The organism is Actinomadura luzonensis (genome assembly GCF_022664455.2).
In the GTDB taxonomy this organism is placed as follows: domain Bacteria; phylum Actinomycetota; class Actinomycetes; order Streptosporangiales; family Streptosporangiaceae; genus Nonomuraea; species Nonomuraea luzonensis.
The window spans coordinates 487,103-513,480 of record NZ_JAKRKC020000002.1; the positions used below are offsets into that span (position 1 = coordinate 487,103).

The 26,378-nt window shown below is 74.9% G+C and carries 24 protein-coding genes and 1 pseudogene; 10 read left to right on the top strand and 15 right to left on the bottom strand.

Going from position 1 to position 26,378, the window contains the following annotated elements:
• Nucleotides 1-21: 21 nt before the first annotated feature.
• The 4 genes from MF672_RS32465 to MF672_RS32480 form a co-directional block, all read right to left on the bottom strand.
• Nucleotides 22-2,364, bottom strand: coding sequence for a ricin-type beta-trefoil lectin domain protein (locus MF672_RS32465; RefSeq protein WP_242380926.1), 2,343 nt, complete (start codon nt 2,362-2,364; stop codon nt 22-24).
• 43 nt (nt 2,365-2,407) lie between these two features.
• Nucleotides 2,408-5,257: a glycosyl hydrolase family 95 catalytic domain-containing protein gene (locus MF672_RS32470; RefSeq protein ID WP_242380925.1), complete on the bottom strand. Its 2,850-nt coding sequence runs from the start codon at nt 5,255-5,257 to the stop codon at nt 2,408-2,410.
• 282 nt (nt 5,258-5,539) lie between these two features.
• Nucleotides 5,540-5,926, bottom strand: a complete 387-nt coding sequence (locus tag MF672_RS32475) for a DoxX family protein (RefSeq protein WP_242380924.1) — start codon at nt 5,924-5,926, stop codon at nt 5,540-5,542.
• Between the two features lie 85 nt (nt 5,927-6,011).
• Complete coding sequence (locus MF672_RS32480; protein ID WP_242380923.1) at nt 6,012-7,775, bottom strand: peroxidase family protein; 1,764 nt, start codon at nt 7,773-7,775, stop codon at nt 6,012-6,014.
• 95 nt (nt 7,776-7,870) lie between these two features.
• On the opposite strand from MF672_RS32480, the gene MF672_RS32485 reads away from it, so the two are divergent.
• Together MF672_RS32485 and MF672_RS32490 are read left to right on the top strand one after the other, a co-directional pair.
• Entirely contained in the window at nt 7,871-9,187 is a 1,317-nt protein-coding gene (locus MF672_RS32485) for a cytochrome P450 (RefSeq protein ID WP_242380922.1), read from the top strand.
• Nucleotides 9,188-9,312: 125 nt separating this feature from the next.
• Nucleotides 9,313-10,338 (top strand): MDR family NADP-dependent oxidoreductase, encoded by a 1,026-nt coding sequence (locus MF672_RS32490; protein ID WP_242380921.1) that lies wholly within the window; start codon nt 9,313-9,315, stop codon nt 10,336-10,338.
• Nucleotides 10,339-10,382: 44 nt separating this feature from the next.
• Here MF672_RS32490 and MF672_RS51535 read toward each other — a convergent pair whose 3' ends face one another.
• Nucleotides 10,383-10,511: a hypothetical protein gene (locus MF672_RS51535; protein WP_302893317.1), complete on the bottom strand. Its 129-nt coding sequence runs from the start codon at nt 10,509-10,511 to the stop codon at nt 10,383-10,385.
• A 230-nt stretch (nt 10,512-10,741) separates the two neighbouring features.
• On the opposite strand from MF672_RS51535, the gene MF672_RS32495 reads away from it, so the two are divergent.
• Together MF672_RS32495 and MF672_RS32500 are read left to right on the top strand one after the other, a co-directional pair.
• Complete coding sequence (locus tag MF672_RS32495) at nt 10,742-11,122, top strand: MerR family transcriptional regulator (RefSeq protein ID WP_242380920.1); 381 nt, start codon at nt 10,742-10,744, stop codon at nt 11,120-11,122.
• A gap of 44 nt (nt 11,123-11,166) precedes the next feature.
• A complete protein-coding gene (locus MF672_RS32500) occupies nt 11,167-12,825 on the top strand; it encodes a serine hydrolase domain-containing protein (RefSeq protein ID WP_242380919.1) in 1,659 nt (552 codons plus the stop codon).
• 30 nt (nt 12,826-12,855) lie between these two features.
• On the opposite strand, the gene MF672_RS32505 is transcribed toward MF672_RS32500, so the two are convergent.
• The 4 genes from MF672_RS32505 to MF672_RS32520 form a co-directional block, all read right to left on the bottom strand.
• Nucleotides 12,856-14,280: an oxygenase MpaB family protein gene (locus tag MF672_RS32505; protein ID WP_242380918.1), complete on the bottom strand. Its 1,425-nt coding sequence runs from the start codon at nt 14,278-14,280 to the stop codon at nt 12,856-12,858.
• Nucleotides 14,277-15,002 carry a polyprenyl diphosphate synthase gene (gene uppS / locus MF672_RS32510; protein ID WP_242380917.1) on the bottom strand — a complete coding sequence of 242 codons (726 nt, stop codon included), beginning with the start codon at nt 15,000-15,002 and terminating at the stop codon, nt 14,277-14,279. The genes MF672_RS32505 and uppS overlap by 4 nt, the downstream gene beginning before the upstream one ends.
• A 78-nt stretch (nt 15,003-15,080) precedes the next feature.
• Nucleotides 15,081-16,004 carry a VOC family protein gene (locus MF672_RS32515; protein WP_242380916.1) on the bottom strand — a complete coding sequence of 308 codons (924 nt, stop codon included), beginning with the start codon at nt 16,002-16,004 and terminating at the stop codon, nt 15,081-15,083.
• A gap of 72 nt (nt 16,005-16,076) precedes the next feature.
• On the bottom strand, nt 16,077-17,225 hold the full coding sequence (locus MF672_RS32520) for an isochorismate synthase (RefSeq protein ID WP_242380915.1): 1,149 nt from the start codon (nt 17,223-17,225) through the stop codon (nt 16,077-16,079).
• 382 nt (nt 17,226-17,607) lie between these two features.
• Here MF672_RS32520 and MF672_RS32525 point away from each other — a divergent pair, with 382 nt between their 5' ends.
• Both MF672_RS32525 and MF672_RS32530 read left to right on the top strand, forming a co-directional pair.
• Nucleotides 17,608-17,832, top strand: a complete 225-nt coding sequence (locus tag MF672_RS32525; RefSeq protein WP_242380914.1) for a hypothetical protein — start codon at nt 17,608-17,610, stop codon at nt 17,830-17,832.
• Nucleotides 17,833-17,930: 98 nt separating this feature from the next.
• Complete coding sequence (locus tag MF672_RS32530; protein WP_242380913.1) at nt 17,931-18,395, top strand: cupin domain-containing protein; 465 nt, start codon at nt 17,931-17,933, stop codon at nt 18,393-18,395.
• A gap of 27 nt (nt 18,396-18,422) precedes the next feature.
• Here MF672_RS32530 and MF672_RS32535 read toward each other — a convergent pair whose 3' ends face one another.
• The gene (locus MF672_RS32535) at nt 18,423-19,310 is read right to left on the bottom strand and encodes an SDR family NAD(P)-dependent oxidoreductase (protein ID WP_242380912.1); all 888 of its coding nucleotides are present in this window, start codon (nt 19,308-19,310) and stop codon (nt 18,423-18,425) included.
• Nucleotides 19,311-19,404: 94 nt separating this feature from the next.
• Here MF672_RS32535 and MF672_RS32540 point away from each other — a divergent pair, with 94 nt between their 5' ends.
• Nucleotides 19,405-20,013, top strand: a complete 609-nt coding sequence (locus MF672_RS32540) for a TetR/AcrR family transcriptional regulator (RefSeq protein WP_242380911.1) — start codon at nt 19,405-19,407, stop codon at nt 20,011-20,013.
• A 16-nt stretch (nt 20,014-20,029) separates the two neighbouring features.
• On the opposite strand, the gene MF672_RS32545 is transcribed toward MF672_RS32540, so the two are convergent.
• The 4 genes and pseudogenes from MF672_RS32545 to MF672_RS32555 all read right to left on the bottom strand — a co-directional run bounded on the left by MF672_RS32545 (nt 20,030) and on the right by MF672_RS32555 (nt 23,016).
• Nucleotides 20,030-20,395 carry a hypothetical protein gene (locus tag MF672_RS32545; RefSeq protein WP_247815517.1) on the bottom strand — a complete coding sequence of 122 codons (366 nt, stop codon included), beginning with the start codon at nt 20,393-20,395 and terminating at the stop codon, nt 20,030-20,032.
• 26 nt (nt 20,396-20,421) lie between these two features.
• Nucleotides 20,422-20,853: pseudogene (locus MF672_RS52270) on the bottom strand (2-phosphosulfolactate phosphatase); the annotation flags it as partial.
• Nucleotides 20,854-20,898: 45 nt separating this feature from the next.
• A complete protein-coding gene (locus tag MF672_RS32550; RefSeq protein ID WP_242380909.1) occupies nt 20,899-21,894 on the bottom strand; it encodes a threonine ammonia-lyase in 996 nt (331 codons plus the stop codon).
• Nucleotides 21,895-21,945: 51 nt separating this feature from the next.
• The gene (locus MF672_RS32555) at nt 21,946-23,016 is read right to left on the bottom strand and encodes an aldo/keto reductase (protein WP_242380908.1); all 1,071 of its coding nucleotides are present in this window, start codon (nt 23,014-23,016) and stop codon (nt 21,946-21,948) included.
• A gap of 86 nt (nt 23,017-23,102) precedes the next feature.
• Here MF672_RS32555 and MF672_RS32560 point away from each other — a divergent pair, with 86 nt between their 5' ends.
• The 3 genes from MF672_RS32560 to MF672_RS32570 all read left to right on the top strand — a co-directional run bounded on the left by MF672_RS32560 (nt 23,103) and on the right by MF672_RS32570 (nt 25,332).
• Nucleotides 23,103-24,077: an NADP-dependent oxidoreductase gene (locus tag MF672_RS32560; RefSeq protein ID WP_242380907.1), complete on the top strand. Its 975-nt coding sequence runs from the start codon at nt 23,103-23,105 to the stop codon at nt 24,075-24,077.
• Between the two features lie 131 nt (nt 24,078-24,208).
• On the top strand, nt 24,209-24,682 hold the full coding sequence (locus MF672_RS32565) for a cupin domain-containing protein (RefSeq protein WP_242380906.1): 474 nt from the start codon (nt 24,209-24,211) through the stop codon (nt 24,680-24,682).
• A gap of 59 nt (nt 24,683-24,741) precedes the next feature.
• A complete protein-coding gene (locus MF672_RS32570) occupies nt 24,742-25,332 on the top strand; it encodes an HD domain-containing protein (protein WP_242380905.1) in 591 nt (196 codons plus the stop codon).
• Between the two features lie 82 nt (nt 25,333-25,414).
• On the opposite strand, the gene MF672_RS32575 is transcribed toward MF672_RS32570, so the two are convergent.
• Nucleotides 25,415-26,194, bottom strand: a complete 780-nt coding sequence (locus tag MF672_RS32575; protein ID WP_247815518.1) for a coiled-coil domain-containing protein — start codon at nt 26,192-26,194, stop codon at nt 25,415-25,417.
• Nucleotides 26,195-26,378: the final 184 nt, after the last annotated feature.

The window sequence follows — 26,378 nt, forward strand, 5'->3', positions numbered from 1 at the left end:
CTGGCGAAAACTACCCAGGAGTCAGGTGCGGCTCCACTTCTGGTTGCTGCCGCCGTTGCACGACCACAGGATGATGAGCGTGCCGTTGGCGGTGCCGGCGCCGTTGGCGTCCAGGCACTGCCCGGACTGGGCGACGGTGACGGTGCCGTCGGCGTTGAGGCTCCACCGCTGGGCCGCCCCGCCCGTGCAGTCCCCGATGACGGCGCGGCCCTGCCCGTCCACGCCGAGGCACTTGCTGCCGTAGACGCGCAGCTCGCCCGCGCTGGTGGCGGCCCACTGCTGGTTCGCGCCGCCGTTGCAGTCCCACAGCACCACCTGGGTGCCGTTGGCCTGCGACTGGTTCGGCACGTCCACGCACCGGCCGCTGGCCTGGCCGCGGAGCACGTTGCCGGTGCCGCCGCCCTGGCCCGGGGTGATCGTCAGGTTGTCGAACTGGGCGGTCTCGGTCATGCTCGTGCCCACGCCGACCTGGCCCGCGCCCCAGGTGCCGTCGGTGGCCGTGGCCACCTGGGCGCCGTCGATGCTCGCCGTGATGCCGCTGCCGGAGAAGGCGAGGGTCAGGGTGTGCCAGCGGCCGGTGCCGAGCGCGGCGACCGTGCCGCTGCGCAGCGTCGTCATCGCGTTGTCGATGTTGTTGCGCAGGAGCTGCCAGCCGCCGGTGTCGCTGACCCGCAGGTAGTAGGCGTTCAGCCCCTCCGGGCCGAAGGCGTGCTGGGCGCCGGCCCGGCCGATCAGCTCGGCGTAGCCGCTCTGCTCCAGCAGCACGTCGGTGGAGACGGTGTAGTTGCTCCACCCCGTGTCGCCGAGCAGCGCGTAGGGGTGGGAGCCGCCGGTCCACAGGATCGGCTGGCGCGGGGCCATCTGGCGCACGCACCGGCCCTGCCGCCCGCCGCCGCAGCCGACGACCTCGAAGGAGCCCTGCATGTCCATCAGGTACTTCGCCTCGCGCCCCACCGCGTAGGAGTCGAAGTCGTCCGCGTACGGCAGGGCCATCGAGCCGCGCGCCGGGCTGGTGGCGGCGCCCTTGCCCTGGCCCGTGGTGGTGGTGATCGAGTACACGTACCCCGGCTGCGCCGTCAGGGAGAAGGTCCCGTTCGAGGGCGTGAGGTCGGCGGTGTGGACGAAGTGGTCGGCGGCGTTGCCGGAGTTGAGGTTGGTCGCCCACACGTGCACCTGCCCGGTGGACAGCCCGCCCGTCACGGTGAAGTTCAGCGTCTGGGCGGCAGTGGCGTCCATCGTCTCGATGATCGTGCTGTAGTCGGAGCCGGTCGGCGAGCGCAGCGACACGTAGCTGCCGTTGGCGCGGTTGCCGCCGAGGTAGCCGCTGGAGGCGTCCAGGTACCTCCAGCCCGGCGCGGTGACCTGCGTGGTCTGGGCCATCACCCAGGCGCTCTTGCCGACGGCGTAGTACCCCGACCAGGGCTGCGGCGCGACGGCCACGCCCATGGTGGCGAACGGCAGGTTCGGGGTGATCGCGGCGATGAGCGGCCAGTTGATGTAGGCGGTCATCCGGCCGTCGATGTAGTCGCGGTTGATGCCCCTGGCCAGGGCCTTGGCGCCGTCGTTGTAGTCGTCGGAGCCGTTCTCGCTGGCCCACAGGACCTTGCCGGAGTTGATCGCGGTGGTCGAGCTGGGGCAGTTCGTCTGGGGGCCGCGGTAGCCGCAGACGTAGTGGGAGCCGAACACGTCCACGGCGTCGCGGAAGGCGGCGTTGGCCGCCGCGTCGTCGGCGACGCCGAAGCCCCAGTCGTCCGAGGCGACGATCTTGACGTTGGCGAAGCCGCGGGAGTCCAGCGCCTTGTTGAGGTTGACGTACCAGGTGAGGTCGCGGCCCTTCTCGTTCCAGCCGCCCAGGTAGTCGATGGTCAGCCCGTGGCTGTTCTTCGCGCAGCCGAGCCAGTCGACCAGGTAGTTGATCGTGTCCTGGGACCAGAAGTTGCCGCCGCCCAGCCAGCCGGGCGCGCCCCAGGCCAGGCCGACCAGCTTGATGTTCGGGTTGCGGGCCTTGGCCTGCTCCATCAGCCACCACTCGTAGCCGCGGTCGCAGTCGAGGTCGGCGGAGGTGTGCCGGTGGCTCGGCTCGGCGCCGTCGGTGGAGTTGGTGTCGCCGCCGATCTCCACCTTCAGGATCTGCATCGCCGCGCCGTACCCCGGCTTGAACAGGTAGTCGAGGATCTGCGACCGCTGCGGCTCCGGGTAGTCGACCAGCAGGCGGCTGTTGCCGCCGCCGCCGCTGATCGCGCCCACGCCGTCGAAGGTGCGGCCGCCGGAGCCGCCGTTGATCGTGATCCCGACGGCCGCCCGGGCCGCGGGCCCGGCCACCAGGGACATCGCGACCGCGAGGAGCGCCACGACGACGCTCATGGCTTTCTGTCTGCGCCGGCTGTTCATGGGGGGTCCTTTCGGGTCAGACGGCGGTGATCGTGTACTGGTTGTTGGGGCTGGAGTTCGGCGTCCACAGGAGCGTGGCCGAGCCGGCCGTGGTGCTGCCGGCGCCGTCCAGCGCCGTGCCGGTGCCGCGGTTGATGATCTGGTAGCGGCCGTTGCCCAGGTTGTTGAGCCGCCACTGCTGGTTGGCGCCGCCGTTCCAGGCCGCCTGCCGGGCGTTGGCGCCGTTGGCGGCGTTGCCCCAGCTGTCGGCCACCATGCCGTTGGCGCGGTTCTCGATGCGGTACCAGCCGCCGCCCGCGTCCACCAGCCGCCACTGCAGGTTCACGCTGCCATTCCAGCCCCACTGCTTGAGGTTCGAGCCGGAGGCGACGCTCCCGCCGCTGTCCAGGACGAGGCCGGTCGCGGCGTTCGCGATCCGCACGTACGCGGGCGGCACCGCGCCGCCCGACCCGGTCATCCGGTACGCGCGCCCGGCCCGGCCCGGCAGCGCGACGACGTCGGCCTCGGGCCTGGTGACCTCGACGGCGGCGCCGGTCGCGGCGTCGGTCACCTGGAAGGTGCCGGCGAAGATCCGGTTGCGCACGTTGACCGTGCCGTCGCGGTCGAAGGTGACCTGGATCTCGACGGACCCGTCGGCGGTCCAGGCGGCGTCCACGGTGTAGCCGCCGCGCCCCCGCAGGCCCTGGACCCTGCCGCCCGGCCAGGCCGGGGGCAGCGCGGGCAGCACGTGCAGCTCGCCGTTGTGGCTGTGCAGCAACATCTCGGCGATGCCGGACGTGGCGCCGAAGTTGCCGTCGATCTGGAACGGCGGGTGCAGGTCGAACATGTTCGGCGCGAGCCGGGCCGTCGTCACCAGGAGGCGCAGCAGGGTGTGCGCCCGGCCGCCCTCCTCCATCCGCGCCCAGTAGTTGATCTTCCAGGCGAGCGACCAGCCCGTCCCGTCGTCACCGCGCAGTTCGAGCGTGCGCCGGGCGGCCGAGTAGAGGGCGGGGGTGCCCCGCCTGGTGATCTGGTTGCTGGGGTGCAGGCCGTACAGGTGCGAGATGTGCCGGTGGTTCTGCTCGGTCTCGACCCAGTCGTAGAGCCATTCCTGGATGTTGCCGCGCGAGCCGACCTTCATCGGCGCGAGCCGGTCCCGGGCGGCCAGGACGCGGGTGCGGAAGTCGGCGTCCACGCCGAGCGCCTGGGCCGCCTGGGCGCAGCCGTTGAACAGGTCGCGCAGGATCTGGTTGTCCATCGTCGGCCCGGCGCACACGCTGACGCCCGAGTGGTGGTTGAGCTCGGGGGAGTTCGACGGGTTCGTGACCAGGTAGCCCAGGCTCGGCTCCGGCACCAGCGTCTCCAGGAAGAACTGCGCCGCCCCCTTCATCGCCGGGTAGTACTGCCGCAGGAAGGCGAGGTCGCCGGTGAACAGGTAGTGGTCCCAGATCATCGTCGACAACCACGCGCCGCCGGTCTGCCACATGCCCGCCGCGGCGAAGTCGACGACCGCCGAGGCCCGCCAGCCGTCGGTGTTGTGGTGGGTCACCCAGCCGCCGGCGTTGTACTCCGCCCGGGCCGTGCGGGCGCCGGTGACCGTGAGGTCGCCGATCATCCGGAACACGGGCTCGTAGCACTCCGCCAGGTTCGTCGTGTCGGCCGGCCAGTAGTTCATCGGCAGGTTGGCGTTGAGCGTGTACTTCGAGTCCCACGACGGGGTCAGCGAGTCGTTCCAGATGCCCTGGAGGTTGGCCGGCTGCGTGCCCGGACGCGAGGAGGAGATCAGCAGGTAGCGGCCGTACTGGAACAGCAGCGCGGCGAACTGCGGGTCGTCGGTGCTCGCGTGCTGCGCGATCCGCACGTCGGTCGGCTGGTCGGCCGCCGCCGTGCGGCCGAGGTCGAGCGTCGTGCGCCCGAACAGCCGCTGGTGGTCGGCGACGTGCCGGGCGCGCAGGTCGTCGTAGGCCCGGCCGGCGGCCGCGTCGAGGTGACGCCGCGCGATGCCCTGGTGGTCGCCGCTGACGTCCTGGTAGTTGACGTAGCTGGAGCCGATGGAGATCAGCACCGTGACGCTGTCGGCGCCCGTCACCTGCAGCGTACCGCCGGAGCTGCTGACGCTGCCGCCCTGCGCGACGGCCCGGGCCAGCGCCTGGAAGCGCACCTTGCCCGCCAGGCCCCGCTGGTCGCCGGAGATCCCGTCGAGTGCGACGGTCGTGCCGTCCGGACTGGAGCGGGTCGTCCGCTGGGGGCTGCCGAAGGTCGCGGAGAACGTGATCGAGCCGGGCCGGTCGGCGGTCAGGCGCACGGCGATCACCTGGTCGGGCGCGCTGGCGAGCGCCTCGCGCCGGTACCGCACGCCGTTCTGCAGGTACGACACCGTCGTGGTGGCCGTGGTCAGGTCGAGCAGGCGGCTGTACTCCGAGACGCCGGCGCCGCTGCCGAAGGTGAGCCGGAGGTCGCCGACGGGCTGGTAGGCGAGCTGCCCGGCGGGGACGCCGAGCATGTTCTGGTCGATGAGGCTCTGGGCCTGGCTCCACTGGTTCTGGAAGACGAGCTGCCGGATCTGCCCGAGGGCCGCCGCGCCCTTCGGGTTGCTCTGGTCGTACGGGCCGCCGGCCCAGATCGTGTCCTCGTTGAGCTGCAGCCGCTCGGTGTCGGTGTTGCCGAACACCATGGCGCCGAGGCGGCCGTTGCCGATCGGCAGCGCGCGCAGCCATTCGGTGCCGGCGCTCTCGTCGTACCACAGGGCCAGGTCGCCGGCGGCCCGCACCTCCGGGGGCGGCGCCGGGTCGGCCCGCGCGGCGGCCGTCCACTGCGCCGGCAGCAGGACGGCGCCGGCTCCGGCCGCGCTGAGCTTCAGCAGGTGCCTTCGCGATAAGTCGGACATGTGGCGGTCCTCTCCGAGGCGCGGGACTGATGTTAGCGCTAACATCGCCGCCGTGACGGGCCCGCTGTGATCCGGCCGGGCCGGGACGAAGGTGATGGTGCAGCGGAGCAAATATGACCTTGCGGAGGCTGTCAAGAGCAGGCCGCCGGGGCGGTCACCGGCGCGCGTGCCGGGCCCTTCGCCCGTCGCGCCGCTGGCCAGGGCGAGCCGCCCGGGCCGGAGCGGGCGCTCGCGGTGAAACTTTCACGCCACCCGGTCGAATCGGTTCGTCCCGCGCGCCGGTCAGCGGGCCGGGGCCAGCGTCAGGGCGGGGTCGAGCGCGAGCGTCGCCACGGCCAGGCCGAGGAACACGCCCGCCAGCGCGAACGTCGGCGAGTGGTCGCCCACCCGGATGTGCGTGTAGAGGGCGCAGACGAAGTACAGCACCAGCCCGGCCGCGGCGGCGGTGCCGATCAGCGGCACGCCGAGCAGCCCCAGCGCCAGCCCGGCCGCGCCCAGCGCCTTCAGCGCGCCGATCGGCCAGCCGAGCCACGACTCCGGCACGCCCGCGCGGGCGAGCGCGGGCCCGAGCACCCGCATGATCGGCTTGAGCCGGGTCATGGCGGCGAACCCGGAGAAGGCGTTGGCGGCGGCGGTCACCAGGGCGGTGACGGTGTAGGCGACGGACATGCGGGCTCCTCGTTCTCGGCGTGCTCGGTGTCCTGAGAGGCCGCCGGCCGCCGGAGTGTGACGCGTCAGGCGAGTTCGCCCGCCGTCAAGAGGGGCCGCGCCAGGGCGCGAAGGGGCTGGGCGCGGCGGCGAGGGCGGGGGCGAGCTCGGGGTGGTGGCGGAGCAGCACGTCGGTCAGGCCGGTGCGGTCGATCCAGTCCAGCCCCTCCGGGCTGTAGACCTCCGGGGTGTAGAGGTCGGTGAAGAACGGGTCGCTCTTGAGGCGGCGAGAGGCCATGAGCAAGAAGACGCGGAAGGCGGTGTCCGGGAGCGCGAAGCCCGCCGGCTTGGGCTCGGCCAGCAGCCCGACGAGGGTGTCGACGCGGTCGAGGTCGCCGTCGTAGACCTCCTCGACCTCCCGCGCCGCCGCCGGTTCGCCGGTCAGCTCGGCGAACGACGTCACCGGCCGCTTGCGGAGCATCCGGCGGAAGGCGTTGTAGCGGGGCACGCCGCGCTCGCGGTCGCGCAGGAGGTCGAGGGTGCCGACGTCGACGCGCTCGCCGGTGACCCGGGTCAGGTCGCGCAGCGCGCTGGGGTGGTTGTGCAGCGTCAGCGCGCCGGGCGGGGTGACGCCGAAGGAGTGGAGCAGGTCGGACATGCCGTGGCGGGCGACCGCCGCGCGGGTGTGCGGGCCCTGGAGCTCCAGCAGCCCTTCGGTGGTGATCGGGGAGCCGTCGCGGTGGGAGCTGATGGGGTAGTCGTCGCGGATCAGCGGATGGAGGCGGTAGCAGGCGACGAACTCCTCCGTCATCGAGTACGGGGCGCCGTGGTGGTCCGTCGGGGAGCCGAGGATGCCGGAGACGATCTCGCCCTTGCCGATCCGGCCGTGCCGGCGGCGGAAGCGGGGGCCGACCAGGCCCGCCCAGTTCATGTTCATGGCCGTGCGGAGCGCGGGGGTGGCGAGGAGGGCGGGGGTCCACTCCACCGTGTGGATCTTCGCCATGACGGCCGTGTTGACCAGGCGCGCGGTCTGGAAGAGCCGCTCGTCGTCCCACGACGGGTACACCGCCCGCAGCCCCGCGCAGATGGCGTTGTGCTCCTTGGCGAACAGGGTGTGCAGCAGCGACAGGCCCACCCAGTAGTTGTCGTTGAAGCCGGTCAGGTCGATGCCGGCGAGGGCGGGGTCGCTCTCCTCGGGCAGCGTGCCGTCCCGCAGGATCATGGTGCCGTCCTCGCCGGTGCGCAGCGACCGGCACACCTCCTCAGAGCTGCCGTAGAGCTGCGAGCCGTCCCACCAGTGCGTGACGGTGTTCTGGAAGGTGGGCGGCGCGCCGGGCTCGGTGGGCGGCACCGGGTCGGAGCGGGTCCTGCGGACGCGCATGGGCCGTTCGTGCCACGGGTCGCCGTCGGCGACCGGCACCTCGAAGGGCTCGGCGGACGGGTTGTCGCCGTGGCTGAACCAGCCGTGGGTCTGGAACTGCACCCAGGCGGCGGCCAGCAGGTTGAGGCTCGGGGCCGGGACGAGGGCGCGCCTGGTCAGCAGCCGCTCGGCCACCTCGCGGGGGCTGGGGGACAGCAGCCGGTGCGGCGGGTCGGGGTGGGTCAGGGCGAGCGGGGCGTTGCGGTCGAAGCGGGTGCCGGCCCGGCCCATGTCCGCGTCGGCGGGGTCGCAGCCGGAGCCGTCGTAGCTGCGGCGCCGCGGCCGGCCGGGGGAGGGGGTGCGGGGGCGCTCGCCGCCCTCGGGGCGGGTGTCGTGCAGGTTGTGGCGGCGCAGCCTGCGGCGCATCAGCGCCAGTGCCACCAGTTGCAGCGGGGCCGGCAGGCGGTGCCACTCCCACCGCGGGCCGAGCCGGTCGCGGGCCTTCGTCAACGGCTCTCCTAGCACAGAGTAATGAGTCGGCTACGAATGGGTATACCCGCAGGTGAAACCGGTCAAGCCGGGAGAAGCCCAGTCCGGAGGAACCGATGGCTCCCGACGTCCCCCGCGCCACCCTGCTGGAGAGCCTGCGGTTCTCCGCCGTCTACACGCTGCCGCAGCTCGCCCGCGGCGCCTTCATCGCCCGGCCCGCCATGGTGCGGCTGCTCGCCCGGCTCGACACGCACGCCCGGGCGCAACGCCTGTGCCTGCGGCTGCGCACCCGCTACGGCGGGCGGTCCGTGCTCGTGCGGGGGCCGACGGGCACCGTCCTGCTGCTGCTGTCGCAGGGCGACATCAAGCGGGTGCTGACCGGCGCGGACTCGGTGTTCTCCCCGCTCACCAAGGAGAAGCGGACGGGGCTGCGGCTCACCCAGCCCGACAGCCTCCTGCTCTCGCGGGGACGGCTGCGCGAGGACCGCCGCCGGTTCAACGAGGCGGTGCTCCAGACCGGCCGGGTGCCGCACGACCTGGCCCCGCGCCTCCGCGCCGTGCTGGCCGAGGAGCTGGCCGGCGTCTGCGGCGACGCCCCCGCCGAGGTGGACTGGGCCCGGCTGTACGCGGCCTACGACCGGGCGGCCCTGCGGCTGGTGCTCGGCGACGCCGCCCGGGAGGACTTCGAGATCCTGGCGGCGCTGCGCGCGCTGCGCCGGGAGGCCAACTGGCTGGGCCTGCGTCCCTGGCGCGGCCGGCACATCCGCCGGCACCGCCGGACCTACACCGCCGGCATCGGCCGCCATGTCGCGGCGGCGGCCGAGGGCAGCCTGGCGGGCCTGATGGCGGCGGCGCCGCAGACCCGCGGCACCTGCCCGGCCGGCCAGGTCCCGCCCTGGCTGCTGGCCCTCGACGGCATCCAGGCCGCGGTGCTCGGGCCCGCCCTGGCGCTGCTCGCCGGCCATCCCCGGCACGCGGCCGGGGTGCGGGCCGAGGCATACGACGGCGGCCAGGAGCTGACCGCCGCCTGCGTGTGCGACACGCTGCGCCTCTACCCCATGGTCCCGACCACGCTCAGGACCGTGACGGCCCCCGTCGAGTGGCACGGCGCGCTCCTGCCCGCCGGCACCGAGATCATGATCCCGTTCGCCGTCCATCACCGGAACCCGCAGCTCGGCTACGCCGACGCCTTCACCCCCGAGGCCTGGCTGGACGGCCGCGCCCAGGCGGACTGGTGGATCGCCCCCTTCCTGCACGGCCCCGGCCGCTGCCCCGGGGCCGAGCTGGGCATCCAGTTCGCCGCCGCCGCGCTGCACGAGCTGCTGCGCCAGTACGAGTTCCACCCCGCGGGCCCCGCCCTGGGCCCGGACCGCCCGCTGCCCAAGACCCTGCACCCGGCCGCCCTCCGGCTGCGCGCCCGCCCCGCGACCTGACACCGGCCGGCCCGCGCTCCGGCCCGTCGCCGGGGCCGGCTCCTCTCGCGGCTTGCCCTTGACGCGCGGGTCAGGGGTTAGGGTCGCCGCGCTCGTTCGCGGTCGTCCTGATGGGAGAGAGTCACATGTCGTTCTTGCCGCAGGTGTCGAGAGAGGTCCGGCTGGCCGCCCAGCCCGAGGGGCTGCCCGAGGCGCGGCACTTCACGCTCGCCGAGGTCCCGATGCCCGTGCCCGCCGCCGGCGAGGTGCTGGTGCGCAACCGGTTCTTCCACGTCTTCGCGGCGCTGCGCACCCTGGTCGGCGGCGGCGTGCGGGACACGCCGGTGCCGCCGCTGCGTCCCGGCGACCCGCTGCCCGGGCCGGCGGTCGGCGAGGTCGTCGCGGCGCCCGGCGGCGACGGCGGCGGGCCGCGCCCGGGCGACCTGGTCGCCCACTGGCTGGGCTGGCGCGAGTACGCCGTCGTGCCGGCCGCCCAGGTCACGCCGCTAGGCGACGCGCTGCCCGACCCGGTGGCGCACCTCGGCCAGGGCGCGATCGCGTACGCGGCCCTGACCAGGGACGCCGAGGTCAGGCCGGGGGACACGGTGTTCGTCTCGGGAGCCGCCGGCGCGGTCGGCTCGCTGGCCGGGCAGGTCGCCCGGCTGCTCGGCGCGGGCCGGGTGATCGGCAGCACCGGCTCGCCGGACAAGGCCGCCCGGCTGGTCGCCGAGCTGGGCTACGACGCGGCCGTGGTCCGCGGCGCGGGCCCGATCGGCGAGCAGCTCGGCGAGGCCGCGCCGGACGGCGTCGACGTGCTGCTCGACAACGTCGGCGGCGACCAGCTCCGGGCGGCGGTGGCCGCGGCCCGGCCGGGCGCGCGGTTCGTGCTGGTGGGCGCGCTGTCCGGCCAGCTCGCCGCCGAGGGGAGGGGCGGCACGTCGCCGGTCGAGCTGGACACCTACCGGCTCATCCTCCGGCGCGTCACGCTCCGGGCCTTCCAGGGCCTGGACGAGGAGCTGCGCGCCGCCTGGCTGCGGCGCTACGGCGGGTGGCTGCGGGCGGGCGAGATCGCCTTCCCGCACGTCCGGATCGCGGGCATCGAGAACGCGCCGCGCGCCTTCCAGGAGGTGATCGAGGGACGGCACTTCGGGACCGTCGTCGTCGAGCCGTAGGCCGCACCGCCCGGGGTCAACCGCCCGGGGTCAACCGGCCGGGGTCAGGGGAGCGGGGCGGTGAGGAGGGCGAGGGCCGTGGCGCGCAGGTCCGCCACGGCGGCGGCGGCCGCGCGGTCGTCGAAGGCCGGCTCGTCGAGGCGCTGCTCGACGTCGGCCAGCACCATGATCACGTGCAGGACGAAGACGCGCAGCCGCTCCTCCGTCAGCCTGGGCAGGCAGCGCAGGAGCAGGCCGACCAGCTCGTCGAAGCCGGGATGGCCCCGCGCAGCCCGACCCGCTGGCCGGCCTCAGGACCGCCCTGCACGCCGACTGATCGCGCGCCGCCCGTTTCCGGGAGATGATCGGGGGACGGCGGTCCGGGCCGGCACCGCCGGGGCCGCGCGAGCACCGGGAGGACGTCATGCGCATCGGCGACGCGGCGGCAGCGGCGGGCACCACGCCCCGCGCGCTGCGCTTCTACGAGCAGCGGGGGCTGCTGCCGCCGCCCGAGCGCACGGCGGCCGGGCAGCGCGAGTACGGGCCGCGCGAGGTGGCCAGGGTGCGCCTCATCCGCGAGCTGCTGTCGCTCGGGCTCACCGTGGAGGACGTGCGCGGCTGCGCCGACCGGCTGCACCTGCTGGAGGGCGACACGCTGCCGCCGCGCGGCGGGCCCGGCTGCGCCACGTCGAGCGGCGTCGTCGAGCGCCGGCTCGCCGCGCTCGACGACGAGATCGCCCGGCTGTCGCGGCTGCGCCGCCGGCTCGCCTCGAAGGCCGGCGTCGAGGAGGACGCGACCCCCTGAAGCCCCGGCCCCCGGACCGGCCGGTCGGCGAGTGGCGGGCCGACGTGGAGCTGATCGACCGCAACACCCGGCGGCTGCTGCGGCTGGTGGACACGCTGCTCGGCTTCTCCTGGATCGAGGCCGGCCGGATGCGCGCCCGGTTCGCGCCCACCGACCTGGCCGCGCTGACCGGCGAGATCACCGCGGCCGGCGAAGCGCAGCTCGAGCTGCCGGCCGCCACCGGCCGGTACCAGATGGAGTACGTCCTGGCCGACGGCAGCCGCCGCTGGATGTTGTTCGTCGGCCGCGGCCTCGCCGACGGCGGCATCCGCGAGTACTGCATCGACATCACCGACCTCAAGGACCCCGGAACACTCCCCGCCCGCCACGCTGAGCCGGGTCCGCGGGCGGCCGGGTCCCTCGCGGGAGGGAGCCGGTCCCGCTGCGGAGTGAGCCGCGAGATCGCCGTCGTCGGCGATCCGCGGACGGGGGCCCGGCCGCCAGGATCAGTGGTGTCCCACCACACGACCTGGAGTTCCGCCATGACGCGCACCCGTATCGCCGCCGCCCTCGCCCTGGCCGCCCTCGCCCCGGCCCTGGTCCTCACCGCCCCCGCCGAGGCCGCCGTGGCGGAGGTGCCGCCGATCAACGACCAGGCGCTGGCGAGCAGCATCGCCGGGCTGCCCGCCGCCGACGCCACCGCCGCCGAGGTCCGGGTGAGCGGGACGGCCGGCTCGTGGCGGGGGGTCTCCGGCGTGACCGACCTCAAGACCAGGCGGCCGGCCGAGGAGGGGGCCAGGTTCCGCGCGGGCAGCGTGACCAAGGTGTTCACCACGGCGGTCGTGCTGCAGCTCGTCGCCGAAGGACGCCTCTCGCTCGACGACACCGTCCAGGACCGCCTGCCCGGCCTGCTGCCCGCCGCGTACCCGCCCGTCAAGCTGGGCCAGGTGCTGAACCACACCAGCGGCCTGCCCGCCCCCGCCTCCCCGGGCGACTTCGCGGCCGTCTACGCCGCCCGCTTCGACACCATCACCCCCGAGGAGTACGTGCGCCAGGCCGTCCGCAACCCCATCGAGTTCACCCCCGGCACCCAGCAGCACTACCTCAACATCAACACGTTCGTCGCCGGGCTGCTCATCGAGCGGGTCACCGGCCGCTCCTACGAGGACGAGGTCGCCTCCCGCATCCTGCGCCCGCTCGGCCTGCGCCACAGCTACTACCCCGGCACCTCGGTCAAGATCCGCGGCCGGCACAACCAGGGCTACCAGGTCGTCCCCGAGGGCTTCCCCGGCTCCTTCGCCTACGACGGCCGGCGCCTGGTGAACGTCACCGAGATGGAGGTGACCTCCACCTGGGCCTCGGGCGACCTCATCACCACCGCTGCCGACCTGGAGACGTTCACCAAGGCGCTGTTCGGCGGCAAGATCGTGCCCGCCGGGCAGCTGCAGCCGATGTTCACCGTGCCGCGGGTGAAGACGTACGGCACCGGCGAGGACGCCCACTACACCAGCGGCCTGACCGAGCTGCGCCTGCCCGGCGGCATCCTCGCCTACGGCAAGACCGGCGCCAGGTACGGCAGCTCGACGGGCATCGGCGCGACCCGCGACCTGAGCCGCGTGGTCGTCTACTCGGTCAACTCCACCGACGCCAAGGCGCAGGGCCAGAACCAGCGCGGCCTCGGCATCGCCCTGGCGGCCTTCGCCCCCACCGCCACCGACGAGTAGAGCGCCCCGGCCGGCTCGTGGCCTCGCTGCTCACCCGCGGGTGAGCAGCGAGGCGCAGGCGTCGGAGTGCCGCTGCCCGGACATGAAGGAGACGAAGTGCCGGACGAAGGCGCCGCGCGAGCAGCGGCCGCCGTCAGCGGCCAGGTCGCGGTGGAAGGCCGTGCGGAACAGGTCGCGGTACTCCTCGGCGTCGATCTCGCCGTCGTCGTCGGTGTCGGTGGCGTCGAACAGCACGTCGGCGATCCTGATGAGGCCGGAGCCGGGCAGGCGGGCGGCCGCGGCGGCGTACTCGTCGCGGGTGACGCGGCCGTCGCCGTCGCGGTCGAGCGCCGTCTGCAGCTCGCGCCACCAGGCCGCGTACGCCTGGAACAGCCGCTCCTCCTCCTGCTCGCCCAGGTCGAGCCGGGTGGCGATCTCCCTGGCCATGGCCGCCAGGTCGGGCCAGCGCAGGCAGCCGTCGCCGGTCTGGTCGAGCACCTCGGTGAAGAACCGCTCCGCCGAGCTGACCACCGCCTGCCCGTCGTCGTCGCCGGCGGGCACCACCAGCCGGGCCAGGGCCGCGGCCTTGCCGGCCTGGCGGCGCAGCGTCTGCCAGGGGCTCGCGGCCTCGTCGGACGGGTCGAGCAGGCCCATGAAGAACTCCACCCGGGTCCAGCTCCGCGGCAGGCAGCGGGTGGCGAGGGCGGCGCCCAGGTACGCCGACTGCATGAGGGTGCGCGCGCCCGGCAGGTCGGGCAGGGCGAGGCGCCGGCTGAACGCCTCGGGGAGCGAGGCGATGGTGATGGCGGCGGCCACCGGGCCCGCCACGGCCCGGCCCGCGGTCCACAGCGCGGGATGACCGCGCAGCACGGGCGGGGCGGGCACGTTCGCGAACAGCCGGTGGACGATGACGTTGACCGCCTCGTTGTTCTCCAGCTTGTGGGCGATGACGTCGTCGTAGTAGGACCAGAACTCCGGCAGCGTGGCGGGCAGGTGGCCGGCGTCGCCTTCGAGCAGCGCCAGGAACGTGCGGTGCTCGGCGTAGAGCCGCCGCATCGCCTCGGCGTCGAGCGCGTCGCCGCTCAGCCGGCACATCGTCACCGTCGACTCGAACAGGGTCGCCACCACCCAGGCGCGCGCCTCCGGGTCGGTCGCGTCGTAGGGGCGGCCCTGCGCGTCGGTGCCGGACATGCGGCCGTGCAGCCGGTTGAGCCGGGCCGCCTCGCGGTCGCGTACGCGCGGGTCGGGGTCGAGCAGGCGGCGCGAGCTCATCGTGGTGTTGCGCAGGCGCCGCCACGGATGCGTCAGGAACGTGGAGTTGTCCATCAACGCCGCGCCGATCTGCGGGTGGGCGGCCTCCAGCACGGTCGCCCGGGTCACCGCGAGGCCCCAGCGCGCCTCGTTGACCAGGGGGCGGAGCAGGGAGTCGGGCCCGAAGACGTCGGTGTCCTGCTGCGGGGTGGGGTGCGTCGTCATCGCGGACCGTCTCCTGACATGGTGGTGGGCCGGTGGAGGCCGCCGAAGCGGCGCTGGCGCCGCAGGTAGGCGTCGAGGCATTCGGAGAAGTGGGCGGCGCGGAAGTCGGGCCACAGCACCTGGGGGAAGACCCACTCGGCGTAGGCCACCTGCCAGAGCATGAAGTTGGAGATGCGCTGCTCGCCGGAGGTGCGGATGACCAGGTCGACGTCGGGCGTGTCGGGGTAGGGCAGGTGCTCGGCGAAGCTGGCCTCGGTGACCTGGTCGGCCGGGGTCGCCGAGCGGATCAGCGACCGCGCGGCCTGCACGATGTCGCGCCGCCCGCCGTGGTCGAACGCGACGGTGAGCGTCATGCGCCGGTTGTCGCGGGTGAGCGTCATCAGGTCGGTGATGTCCTGGACCAGCGGGGCCGGGATGCGCGGGTCGGTCATGCCGAGGAACCGGCAGCGGACGCCGCGCGCGTGCAGCACCGGCGCGTGCTTGCGGATGGCGCGGCGGACGAGCCGCATGAGGAGGGCGACCTCGCCGGCCGGGCGCCGCCAGTTCTCCGTGGAGAAGGCGTACAGGCTCAGCCAGGTGACGCCGGCGGAGCGCGCCGCCTCGATGACGTCCATCACCGCGGCCTCGGCGGCCTCGTGACCCGCCGTGCGCGGCAGCGAGCGCTGCGCGGCCCAGCGGCCGTTCCCGTCCATCACACAGGCCACGTGACGCGGCACGGCCATGACCACCTCCATAACTGAAAGCAACCATAGCATTACTCTTCGTATGGTCAATGCCCGCCCGCGTGACCCGTCACGGCGTCAGACGGGCGACGGCCGCCACAGGCCCTCGTCGGGGTCGTTGTACATCGCGGGGATCATCGCGTCGGTGAGCAGCCCGGCCGTGCCCCACTGGTCGAGCTCCTCCGGCGTGGTGCCGAAGCGGCGCGGCCGCCACGCCTCGTCGTCCTCGATCCGGGCCAGCTCGGTCGTGTACTCCATGACGTTGCCGGCCGGGTCGGCGAAGTAGGTGAAGGTGTTGTCGCCCGGGCCGTGCCGGCCCGGCCCCCACAGCGGCCGGTGCCCGGCCCGCATGAGACGGCCCGACCCCCTCATGTACTCCTCCAGGCCGCGCAGCTCGAACGAGACGTGGTTCAGCGACGCGTGCGGCCCGCGGCTGATCGCCAGGACGTGGTGCTCCGGGCCGCTGCGCAGGAAGCAGATCTGCTCGGCGAGCCAGTCCGACAGCAGGAAGCCGAGATGCCGCTCGTAGAAGGCCTTGGTGGCCACCACGTCGGTGGAGTTGAGCACCACGTGGCTGAGCCGGCGCGGGATGGACTCGCGCTCCTCCAGCTCGCGGAACGGGCGGCCGGCGACGCCGGCCGACACCTCCACCAGGCGGCCGTCGAGGTCGAAGAAGCGCAGGCCGTGGCCGCCGCCCGGGGTGTCCAGCGGGCCGGGCTCGCGCTCCAGCCTGACGCCGGCGCGGCCCAGCCGCCCGGCCAGCAGGTCCACGTCGGCGGCGGAACGGGCGGCGAACGCGATCAGGTCGAGGCGTTTGCGGTCGTCCTGGCGCAGGCGCAGTACGTACTGCTCGGGATCGGCCGGGGTGCCGAGGAAGGCGACGCCGGAGTCCTCGGCGACCACCTCCAGCCCCCACAGGCCCCGGTAGAACTCCACGGCCCGCCGGTAGCCGGGCACCGCCAGGCCGACGTGCCGCAGATGCGTGATCGGACGGTGCCGCATGCGCGTGTCACTTCCTCGCGAGCCGCCGGGCGCGGGACGCCCCGGACGTCCAGCGTAACAGCGCGTGTCCGGTCAGTGACGGACGAGCACGCCGAGCGCCGTGCTGAGCTTGACGTCCGTCTCGGCCAGCTCGGCCGCCGGGTCCGAGCCCGCGACGATGCCCGCCCCGGCGTAGAAGGTCAGCGCGCGGCCGTCGGCCAGGGCGCAGCGCAGGCAGATCACCCACTCGCCGTCGCCCGCCGGGTCCTGCCAGCCCACCAGGCCCGTGTAGAAGCCGCGGTCGAACGGCTCCAGCTCCCCGACCAGCCGCAACGCCTCCCCCGTGGGGGTGCCGCACACGGCCGGGGTGGGATGCAGGCTGGTCGCCAGCGTCAGCGACGTGGTCGCCGGGTCGGCCAGCCGGCCGCTCACCGCGGTGGCCAGGTGCCACAGGGGACCGGCCGCGACCGGCGTCGGGCACTCCGGCACCGACAGCTCGTCGCAGTACGGGGCCAGCGCCGCCGCGACCGCCTGCACCACCAGCGCGTGCTCGTGGCGGTCCTTCGCCGAGGCCAGCAGCTCGCGCGGGTCGCTGTCGCGCGGCGCGGACCCGGCCATCGGGCGGGCGGCCACCGCCCGGCCCCGGCGCGAGACCAGCAGCTCGGGGCTGACGCCGAACAGCAGACGGCCGCCGGGCAGCCCGACGGCGAAGGTGTAACCATCGGGGTTGCCGGCCGACATGGCGGCCACCAGCGGTTCCGTCCGGCCCGCGTACGGGACCGCGAGCGAGCGGGCCAGCACCACCTTGTCCAGGTCGCCGGCGCGGACGCGGGCCACCGCCCGGCGGACCATCTCGGCGTAGGCGTCGGCGGTGGGCACGTACCGGGCGTCCGGCGGCACGATCGCCCGGCCGGGCCGGGGAGCGGGGGGCGGCGTCGTGGTGCGGCGGATCTCGCGGGGCACGAACAGGCACGGGTCAGCGTCCGCCGCGAACGGGACGGCGCCGGCCACGATGGCGGCCCCCTGCCCGTCGCCGTCCCCGCCGCCGTCCCCGCCGCCCGGCCCGATGCCCGTCCTGTCGCTCGGCCCGTCGCTCTGCTGGTCGCCGGGGCAGGCGCGCAAGGCGTTCGCCGCGCGTTCGGCGAGGGTGCCGCCGTCGCACGCCGGGGGCACGGCGCGGCGGACACCGCGGGCGCGCAGCGTCCCGCGAGGTGAGGCGAAGAGGAAGTCACCGATGCTCATGGCCCTAGAACCTCCGGCTCCGAACCCCGGCCGCCGCACAGCCCGGCCCTGCTCGGCCCGGCCCCTTGATGCCTGGCCCTCTGGCCCGGCCGTTCCGCGCCGGACCCTGCTGGCCTGGCTCTTTCCCGCCCGGCTGCCCCGGGGCGGCCGCCTTATGGTCAAGGGGAGCCCCGGATCCGCCCCCTCCACGGCCAACCTCCGTGCCGGGGCCTCCCCGTCGGATACCGCCGCCTGGGAGCGGACCAGCTCGCCAACGCGATGCTGGCCTTCGCCGCCCACCCGGCGCAGTGGGCGCTGGTGAGCCGGGAGCCGTGGCTGCTGCCGCAGGCGGTCGAGGCGCGACCCGCGGGCCTTCGCGGACGGCGGCCGCTTCGACGTCACGGTGCGCGGGCGGGCGCCGTTGCTGCAGTTCGGCGCGGGCGCGCACTACTGCCTGGGCGCGGCCCTGGCCCGGGTGGAACTGGCCGAGACGCTCGCGGTGCTGACCCGCCGCTTCGGCCCGCCCGCCGTGCACGCCCCCGTCACCTGGACGGCGCCCATCGGCATCCGCGGCCCCGAACGGCTCCTGCTGCCCTTCGCTGAAGCTGAGCCTGAACCCGAACCCTGAAGCTGAGCCCGAACCTGACCCGGGCCGGCGGGTTTGGGGTGCCGGGCCCCGGATAGGCGGGGGCTCCGACCTCGGCTCGCGCCGACACGGGGGGAACCATGAGCACGACGACGCCTGACCCGGCCCGGGCCTGCCGGCTCGTCCGTCCCGACCGGACGTACGACGGCAAGCAGCGCCTGCGGTACTTCACCGGCATCGACGCCGAGACCGTCGGCGCGCGGCGCCTGTGCATGCACCTGCAGACCATCCCGCCAGGCGCGCGCGGCCTGGCGCACCTGCACCAGGACCACGAGTCGGCGATCTACGTGCTCAGCGGCCGGGTCGGCGCCCACTTCGGCGACGGGCTGGAGCACTTCCTTGAGGTCGGCGAGGGCGAGTTCTTCTACATCCCGCCGAACGTGCCGCACCTGCCGGTCAACCTCAGCGACACCGAGCCCGTCCGGGCGCTGCTGGCCCGCAGCGACCCGCGCGAGCAGGAGAGCACGGTCCTGCTGCCGCACCTGGACGCCCTGGTCGAGGCGCACCTGGACGCCCTGGTCGAGGGCGAGCGGGCCGACCGGTAGCGCACGGAGGCGGCACCGGACGCCGTGTCAGGCGTGCGGCGCGGCCGCTCGCGGCTCCGGCCCGGGCAGGCCCAGCAGGCGCGTCACCAGCGCGTCCATCGCGCGGTCCGGCAGCACGCGCCGCAGCCGGGTGAGGAGCTTGGCGTGGCCGCCGACGGGGTAGCGCGTGCGCGGCCGCCGGGCGGTCATCGCCGCGACCACGGCCCCGGCGATCACCTCGGGCGGGCTGCCGGCGCGCCGGTGGATCGCGGCGATCGCCGCGATCACGTGCTCGACGGCGGCCCCGTAGTCGGCGCGGCCCTGCGGGGAGAACCGCTCGGCGACGGCGCGGCGGCCGTTCTCCACCAGCTTGGCCGGGGCGTCGCTGCGTGTGGCGCCCGGCTCCACGATGCTCACGGACACGCCCCATGGGCGCAGCTCCAGGCGCAGCGCGTCGGTCATCGAGACCAGGCCGTGCTTGGCGGCCGTGATGGGGCCAAGGAAGGGCAGCGTGATGCGCCCGCCCTCGGACCCCACGTTGACGATCCGCCCCCTGGCGCGCTTGATGAGCGGCAGGAACGCCTGGGTGACGGCGAGCTGGCCGGTCAGGTTCACCTCCAGATGGCGCCGGAACTCCTCCAGGGGCACCAGCTCCATCGGCCAGGGCGCGCCGATGCCGGCGTTGTTGACGAGCCCGGTCAGCCCGGCGGCTCCGGTGGCCCGCTCCACCCGTTCGGCGGCCGCGGCGATCGAGCCCGCGTCGGTGACGTCCACGCGCACGGGGACGATCTCGTCGGCGGACGCGCGGCGCAGCGCCTCCCCGTCGGACTCCTCGCGGACCCCGGCGAAGACGGTGAAGCCCCGGGCGGCCAGCGCCAGGGCCGAGGCCCGGCCGACGCCCGAGGAGGTTCCGGTGATCATGACCGTTCGTGGCATCGCCGTTCCTTTCGCGACGTAACTCAACGACGTTGAGTTCCACGATAAGCGCAGTGCGGCGGAAAACTCAACACTGATGAGTTACGCTGGCAGGGTGACTGCTGAGACAGGCCGGCGGAGGGCCGGCGGGCGTCGTCCCGGCGCATCGGGGACGCGCGAGGCGATCCTGGCCGCGGCCCAGCGCAGCTTCGCCGAGCACGGCTACACGGCGACCACCGTCCGCGGCGTCGCCTCGGCCGCCGGCGTGGACCCGGCCCTGGTCCTGCAGTTCTACGGCAGCAAGGACCAGCTCTTCGACGCCGCGCTGCGGGCCGACCCGCCCACGCGGCCGCTGGCGGCGCTGGTGCGCGAGGGCGGCGTCGCGGACCTGGGGGAGCGGCTGACCCGTCGCTACCTGGAGCTCTGGGAGGCGCCGGACACCGGGGCGCGGCTCCTCGCGGTGGTGCGCGGCGCGTCGGCGTCGCCGAGCGCGTCGGCGATGGTGGCCGCGTTCATGTCCGACGAGGTGATGCTTCCCCTGGCCCGCGCCATCGGCGCCGACCAGGCCGAGCTGCGGGCCAACCTCACCGGCGCGCACCTGCTGGGCGTCGCCACCGCCAGGTACGTGCTCCGGGTCGAGCCGCTCGCGTCGCTGGAGCGCGAGCGGCTGGTCGCGCTCCTGGCCCCCGTCGTGCAGCGCTTCCTCACCGGCGAGCCGGCCTGACGCGGCCCCCGGCGGCTCAGCCCGGCGGCTCGTCGCCCGGCGCGGGCACGGCGTGCGGGCGCAGGACCATGAGCGGGCCCTCCATGCTCGCCACCATGGCGAAGGGGAACCGGTCGAGCTCGAGACAGAGCGCCACGTCGTCGGGATGGACCCCTTGCCGCACGCCCGTCGCCAGCTCGGCGGCGGCGCGCGACTCGCCGGCCCGGCGCAGGAACGCGGCCGCGTCCACCCCGACGGCGTCCGTCCCGACGGCGTCCGTCCCGGCGGCGTCCGTCCCGGCGGCGTCCGTCCCGGCGGCGTCCGTCCGGCGGCGTCCGTCCCGGCGGCGTCCGTCCCGCCCCCGCCGGTCCCGGCGGCTCTCCGCGCGATGTACTGCGCGCACGCCAGGTCCTCGTCGGCGCGCCCGTCCTCGCCGGTGACCACGAACGTGACCCGGTCGCTCCCGCGCGCCCGCAGGAGCCGGGCCGTCGCCTCCGCCACCACGAAGCTCGCGCACAGCACCAGCGGCGCCTCCTTGACGGCGAGGGCGCCGACCGTCCCGGCCGTGGTCTTGTGCACCACGGTCCGTCCGCCGAGATCGAGGGAGCGCAGCAGGCCGGGCGAGTTGACGGCGTCGAACCCGGGCGCGGGCGGGCCGTCCTTGATCGCGACCCAGTCCGGGTGGCGGGCCTTGAGCGCCAGGGCCTCCTCCAGCGACCCCGCCAGCACGATCCGCTCCGCCCCCCGGGCGAAGGCCCAGGCGGCGGTGGTGAAGGCGCGCATGACGTCGACCACGACCGCCACGGGCGGGGTTCCGGCCAGCTCGGCGATGCTGAGGAAACGGGCCTCCATTCCGGACATGATCCCGCATTCCCGGCTTCCGCGGCGCCGCCGTCCGGACTGTGGTCAGACCTGACCGGCGGGGGCCGCGCCGACCCAGCGGTGGTAGGCGTCCACGTCGACGTTGCTGCCGCACACGATGGTGACCACGTGCCGCCCGGCGAAGCGGTCACGGTCCTCCAGGACCGCCGCGACGCCGAGCGCGGCCGACGGCTCGACGACCAGGCCGGCGTGGTGGAGGAGCAGCCGCATCCCGGCCGTGATCGACTCCTCCCGCACCAGGACGGCGTCGTCGGCGACCACGAGGAGGTCGTCCAGGACGGCCGGGATGGGGCACCGGCCGGCGACGCCGTCGGCGATCGTGTCGGTCGTGTCCGTCGTGACGACCTGCCGCCGGCGCCAGGAGTACGTCATCGCCGGCGCGCCCAGCGGCTGGACGCAGATCACCTCGACGCCCGGCGCCAGGGCCTTCACCACGTGCCCCACCCCGGTCGCCATGGCCCCTCCGCCTAGGGCGACCAGGACGGCGTCGAACGGCGGCGGCGCTCCGCCCGGGCCGTCCACCAGCTCCAGGCCGATGGTCGCCGCGCCCTCGCAGGTCTCGAGGTCGAGGCTGTCCTCCACCAGCCGGACGCCGCCGTGCCGGGCGATGGCCGCCGCCCGCTCGCGGGCCGTGTCGAAGTCGCCGTCCACCAGCTCCAGCCGGGCGCCCAGCGCCCGGATGCGGTCGAGCTTGGCCGCCGGCGCGAAGCGGGACGCCACGACCGTGACGTCGAGCCCCCGGCCGCGGCCGGACCAGGCAAGGGCCTGGCCGAGGTTGCCGGCGCTGGCGCACACCACGGCCCGCGAGCCGCCGCCGGCGAGCCGGCTCGCGATCACCTCGGTGCCGCGCCCCTTGAAGCTGCGCACCGGGTTGGCCGTCTCCAGCTTCACGCTCACCGCGCAGCCGAGGACGGGCTCCAGCGCCGGGCAGCGGTAGAGCGGGGTGTCGAGGAACACCGGGTCGATGACCTCGCGGGCCGCGCGGATCCTGACGGTGTCGAGGCGCGTTCGCTGCCGCATGGCACAGCAGCGTAGTGCCGCCCGCGCCGCTCGCGGACGGCTCCGGGTGATCTACACCCCGGTCTGAGCCTCCGGCGGCAGGTGCGGGCCGAGCAGGGTGAGGTCGGCGGGCGAGAGCCGGTCGGACGCCGTCGCCGCCTGATGCCAGTACGGGTACAGCAGCGGCCGGCGGCTGACCTCGTCCAGCCGGGCGCGCTCCTCGTCCGACAGCTTGAGGTCGGCGGCGGCCAGGTTGTCGGCGAGCTGCTCGGCGGTGCGGGCGCCGATCACCAGGGAGGTGACCGCGGGCCTGCCCAGCAGCCACGCCAGCGCCACCCGCGCCGCCGAGACGCCGTGCCCGGCCGCGATGTCGACCAGCACCTCCACCGTGTCGTAGAGCTGCTCCTGGTCGTGGACCGGCGGCTCGTTCCACTCGGTGAGCTGGCGGCCCTCGGCCGGCCGGGAGTCGCGGCGATAGCGGCCGGACAGCAGCCCGCCCGCCAGCGGGCTCCACACCAGCACGCCGAGGCCCTGGTCGACCGCGGCCGGGATCAGCTCGTACTCGGCGTCGCGGGCCTGCAGCGAGTAGTAGATCTGCTGGCTGACGAAGCGCGGCAGGCCGAGCCGGTCGGCGACGCCGAGGGCCTTCATGAGCTGCCAGCCGGCGTAGTTGGACACGCCCACGTAGCGGACCTTGCCGGAGGTCACCAGGTGGTCCAGCGCGGCCAGGGTCTCCTCCAGCGGGGTGCGGCCGTCCCATTCGTGCACCTGGTAGAGGTCGATGTGGTCGGTGCCGAGCCGGCGCAGGCTCGCTTCGGCGCCGGTGATGACGTGGTGCCGGGACAGCCCGGCGTCGTTGGGGCCGTCGCCCATCGGCATGCGTACCTTGGTGGCCAGCAGCACCTCGTCGCGGCGACCCTCGATCGCCTTGCCGACGATCTCCTCCGACAGGCCGCCGGAGTAGACGTCGGCGGTGTCGATGAGGTTGACCCCGGCGTCCATGCACATGTCGATCTGCCGGCGCGCCTCCTCGACGCCGGTGGAGCCGACGTAGGCGAACTTGCCCTTGCCGCCGAAGCTCATGGTGCCCATGGTGAGCGCCGACACCCGCAGGCCTGACCGTCCCAGCTCGCGATATTCCATCACGTCATTATCGCTAACGCGGGCCGGGAAGGGCGCCCACGTCAGGGGCGGCAGGCGGCGCGTCACGCTCGCCGGGCGGCACGTCCGTGGGTACGTTCGTCCTGTCCGGCCACCCCGACCACGAGCGAGGACCCGTCATGCAGGCCATCACCGTCCGCGACCGCGCCGCGGGCCCGGCCGGGCTCTCCCTGACGGAGGAGCCGTACCCGCACGCCGCCGAGAACGACGTCGTCGTCCGGGTGCACGCCGCCGGGTTCACCCGGGGCGAGCTCGACTGGCCGGCGACGTGGACCGACCGCAACGGCCACGACCGCACGCCCAGCGTGCCCGGCCACGAGGTGTCCGGCGTCGTCGCCGAGCTGGGCTACGGGACGACCGGGCTGAGCGTCGGCCAGCGCGTGTTCGGCCTGACGGACTGGGCCCGCAACGGCTCGCTGGCCGAGTACGTGGCGGTCGAGGCCCGCAACCTCGCGCCGCTGCCGGCCGACGTCGAGCACACCGTGGCCGCCGCGCTGCCGATCTCGGGGCTGACCGCCTGGCAGGGCCTGTTCGACCACGCCCGCCTGGCGGCCGGCCAGACCGTGCTCGTCCACGGCGTCGCGGGCGGCGTCGGCTCGGTCGCGGCGCAGCTCGCGCGCGACGCCGGGGCCCGGGTGATCGGCGCCGGCCGGGCCCGCGACAGGGACACGGCGCTCGGCCTCGGCGTGCACGCCTTCGTGGACCTGGAGACCGGCCCCCCCGACGACGCCGGAGAAGTGGACGTGCTGTTCGACGTGATCGGCGGCGACGTCCTCGAACGCTCGGCCGCGCTGGTGCGGGCCGGCGGCACGCTGGTCACCATCGTCGAGCCGCCCGCGGTCCGGCCCCGCGACGGGCAGGCGGTCTTCTTCGTCGTGGAGCCCGACCGGGCCCGGCTCGCGGACCTGGCGCAGCGGGTGCGGGACGGACGGCTCCGCCCGATCGTCGGGAACGTGTGCCCGCTCGCCGAGGCGCCCGCCGCGTTCGCGCCCGGCCGGCACGGCTCCGGCAGGACGATCGTGCGCGTCGCGGAAGGCGATTAGCCGCCTCCGGGCGGGTTGGGGCACATCGTCCCGAAGCTTGACCGTGCCTGTGGTTAGGCGCCGGCGGCCCCGGACAGCTGGGACGCGAGGACGCTCACGGTACTGGATCCGAGCGGGACAGGAGCCACGTCATGATCCGAGTACGGCTCGCCGGCGGTCTCCTGGCTGCCGGCATGGCGACCACGTCCATGGTGTGCGCGGCGTGCGCGCCCGCGACGCAGCGGGCGACCGGCGGGGCGCCGGCGGCCGTCATGGTGACGCAGCCGCCGTCCGAGACGTTGTCGCCCCTCGTGCAGCAGGCGCTGCCCGGCGTCAAGGGCAAGACGTTCACCTCGGCGATCGTCAGCTTCCCGCCCGCCGCGCGCGCGGCGCCGCACCGGCACGGCACGGCCTTCGTCTACGCCTACGTCCTCGAGGGCACGGTGCGCAGCGAACTGGCCGGCCGGCCGGCACGCACCTACCGCGCCGGCGAGAACTGGGTCGAGCAGCCGGGCGCCCACCACCTGCTGACCGAGAACACCAGCCGGACGGCACCGGCGAAGCTGCTGGTCGTCTTCGTCTCCGACACGGGGGACAAGCTGAAGGTCGACGACCCGCCTGGCTAGGCCGCCGCCCGGCCGCACCGGACACCGAGACCCGACGAGCCGGAAGGAAGGCCGCAACCATGTTCCCGGAGACCCCCGCCGCCGCGGCGGCGCTGACGGTTTCCCGCCGTCACTACTCGCCGGCGCTGCTCAACCACTGCGTCCGCTCCTACCTGTGGGGCGCGATGTACGGCGCCGCGCACCGCATCGCCTTCGACGACGAGCTCTTCTACGTCGCGGCGCTGCTCCACGACATCGGGCTGACGGAGGCCTTCGACAGCCACCGGCTGCCGTTCGAGGAGGCGGGCGGGCAGCTGGGCTGGGTGTTCGGCGTGGCCGCCGGCTGGCCGGCGGAACGGGCCGCCCGGGTCACCGACATCGTCGTCACCCACATGCGCGCCGACGTGCCGCCTGACGCCGACCCGGAGTCCCACCTGCTGCAGGTCGCCACGAGCTGGGAGGTGGTCGGGCGGCATCCGGAGGAGTTCCCGCCGGACGCCCGGGCGGACCTGCTCGCCCGCTACCCGCGGCTGGGGTTCGGCGCCGAGTTCCTGGCGTGCTTCGAGGACCAGGCGAGGCGCAAAGCGGACAGCGCCGCCGCCGCGTCGGTCAGGAACGACGCCGCCGGGCGGATCGCCGCCAACCCCCTCGAAAGCGCCCCGCCCGCCTGACGCCGCCGTGGCGCCGCCCATCTGGCTGGAGGGACCGGGGGTCCAGCCGGTCAGCCGCCCTCGCCGTCGTCGTCCCGGCCGGTCAGCCGCCCTCGCCGCCGTTGTCCCGGTCGGACCAGGGCACGGGGCGCTGCTCGCGCTCGATGAGGTCCTGCTCGCGGTCGGCCTGCGCCGCCTGCCGGTCGCCCTCGGCGTCCGTACGGTCCTGCGCGGCGGCCTGCCGGTCGCGGCGGGCCTGCAGCCGGTCGTGGCGGGCGGCGGCCTCGTCGGCCTGCCCGGCGGTCCGGTCCTGGCGCGCCCGTTGCCACGCCTCGCGCAGCACGGCCCGGTCGGACCGGCTGCGCTCCCGCTCGGCGGCCCTGCCCGCCCGCGCCGCTGCCGCCCGCGCCGCCGACCCGGCCTGGCCCGCGTCGTCGCCCGCGCCGGCGTCGTCGCCCGTGCCTCCGGCCGCCTGCCCGCGCTGCTCGCCCTCCAGGTCGCGCCGCTCGGCATCGAGATCGCGTCGCTCGGCCTCCCACAGCACCTCGTGGACGGAGCGGTCGTCCTCGTCGCCCGCGCTGACCGCCCGCTGCCGTCCCAGGTGGCGGGCGGCCGCGTCGTCGTCGCGCGCCGTGGCCGCCGCATCGCGCCGGCGGGCCGCGCGATCACGCCGCTCGGCCTCAAGGTCGCGGTGCCCGGCGGCGTCCGCGCGGTCCTCGACGGTGACCTGGGGAACGACCCCGCCCCGGGCGGCCTCCGCGGCGCGCTCCCGCAGCACCCTCGCGAGCCGGCGGGCCGGCACGCCGAGCGCGTCGTCCCCGATCCGCCCGGCCAGCGCCTCCAGCAGCGCCGCCGCGGCCAGGGCTTCCTGCTCATCCAGCATGGTGCACCCCCTGCGGGGCCAAGATAGGTTCCCGCACTGGATTGTGCCCCGTGCCCCGGTCACGAATTCGCGCGGCTGGTCCATTATTGCCGCTGTGGCCATTGATACCGGTGATACTTGAGGGAAAAGGCAGGTGCTGGCGACGGGGAAACAAGGCTGATGCGCGCCGCTACGACCGTGTCTC

Coding starts and splice junctions, on each gene's coding strand:
- MF672_RS32465 (WP_242380926.1), bottom strand. CDS start 2,364: ATGAGCGTCGTCGTGGCGCTCCTCGCGGTCGCGATGTCCCTGGTGGCC.
- MF672_RS32470 (WP_242380925.1), bottom strand. CDS start 5,257: ATGTCCGACTTATCGCGAAGGCACCTGCTGAAGCTCAGCGCGGCCGGA.
- MF672_RS32475 (WP_242380924.1), bottom strand. CDS start 5,926: ATGTCCGTCGCCTACACCGTCACCGCCCTGGTGACCGCCGCCGCCAAC.
- MF672_RS32485 (WP_242380922.1), top strand. CDS start 7,871: ATGGCTCCCGACGTCCCCCGCGCCACCCTGCTGGAGAGCCTGCGGTTC.
- MF672_RS32490 (WP_242380921.1), top strand. CDS start 9,313: ATGTCGTTCTTGCCGCAGGTGTCGAGAGAGGTCCGGCTGGCCGCCCAG.
- MF672_RS32495 (WP_242380920.1), top strand. CDS start 10,742: ATGCGCATCGGCGACGCGGCGGCAGCGGCGGGCACCACGCCCCGCGCG.
- MF672_RS32505 (WP_242380918.1), bottom strand. CDS start 14,280: ATGACGACGCACCCCACCCCGCAGCAGGACACCGACGTCTTCGGGCCC.
- uppS (WP_242380917.1), bottom strand. CDS start 15,002: ATGGCCGTGCCGCGTCACGTGGCCTGTGTGATGGACGGGAACGGCCGC.
- MF672_RS32515 (WP_242380916.1), bottom strand. CDS start 16,004: ATGCGGCACCGTCCGATCACGCATCTGCGGCACGTCGGCCTGGCGGTG.
- MF672_RS32520 (WP_242380915.1), bottom strand. CDS start 17,225: ATGAGCATCGGTGACTTCCTCTTCGCCTCACCTCGCGGGACGCTGCGC.
- MF672_RS32530 (WP_242380913.1), top strand. CDS start 17,931: ATGAGCACGACGACGCCTGACCCGGCCCGGGCCTGCCGGCTCGTCCGT.
- MF672_RS32535 (WP_242380912.1), bottom strand. CDS start 19,310: ATGCCACGAACGGTCATGATCACCGGAACCTCCTCGGGCGTCGGCCGG.
- MF672_RS32550 (WP_242380909.1), bottom strand. CDS start 21,894: ATGCGGCAGCGAACGCGCCTCGACACCGTCAGGATCCGCGCGGCCCGC.
- MF672_RS32555 (WP_242380908.1), bottom strand. CDS start 23,016: ATGGAATATCGCGAGCTGGGACGGTCAGGCCTGCGGGTGTCGGCGCTC.
- MF672_RS32565 (WP_242380906.1), top strand. CDS start 24,209: ATGATCCGAGTACGGCTCGCCGGCGGTCTCCTGGCTGCCGGCATGGCG.
- MF672_RS32570 (WP_242380905.1), top strand. CDS start 24,742: ATGTTCCCGGAGACCCCCGCCGCCGCGGCGGCGCTGACGGTTTCCCGC.
- MF672_RS32575 (WP_247815518.1), bottom strand. CDS start 26,194: ATGCTGGATGAGCAGGAAGCCCTGGCCGCGGCGGCGCTGCTGGAGGCG.